This is a genomic window from Rhizobium hidalgonense, from assembly GCF_002914525.1.
Lineage (GTDB): Bacteria > Pseudomonadota > Alphaproteobacteria > Rhizobiales > Rhizobiaceae > Rhizobium > Rhizobium hidalgonense.
This window is the reverse complement of record NZ_LODW01000034.1, coordinates 1-596: the sequence shown is the minus strand read 5'-3', so window position 1 is coordinate 596 and position 596 is coordinate 1. Positions and strand designations below refer to the sequence as shown.

Here is a 596-nt window from a genome sequence, read left to right as displayed (position 1 = left end):
TTCTGCAGCAGAATGTCATGCGCGTGGGCATAGGCGTTGATGCGCGCCGATATCGCCTGCTCGACGTCCTCCATGCTGGCGGCGCTTCTGAAGGACTGGCTGATGATAGCCTGAACGACCGACAGCGTATTCTTTATCCGATGCGAGAGCTCGTGCATTAGGACGCGCTGTCGTTGCTCATTTTCTCGCTGCTCAGTTCGATCTCTGAGTATCTTCAGGAAACCTTCGAGCTCGCCGTCATCCGACCTCAGCGCCATCAACTGGCCTGATGCCCAGAATAACGAACCGTCCTTTCGAGTGTGCCATCTTTCGTCATCTGCATGGCCCTCGGCCAAAGCCGCGGTCATCTCTCGCTGAGGCACACCCGTCTCCCGGTCCGCCGGCGTAAAGATTACGCCGATGGGCTGGCCAATGATTTCACTCTCTTCCCATCCGAGGATCCGGCGCGCACCTTCATTCCATGTGGTCACCTTGTGATCGAGATCGACGGAGATGATCGCATATTCGATGGCACTCTGCAGGATAGCTTCGAGAAAGCGTTCTCGGGCGCGGCTGGAATTGGAAAAGGGGTTCATGATCATGTTGCACCGGATCCA

General features: G+C 56.5%; 1 protein-coding gene. It reads right to left on the bottom strand.

Annotated elements, in window-relative coordinates; genetic code table 11:
* Positions 1–581: PAS domain S-box protein (locus tag ATY29_RS03755; RefSeq protein WP_133118232.1), on the bottom strand; the 581-nt coding region annotated here is incomplete at its 3' end.
* Positions 582–596: the final 15 nt, after the last annotated feature.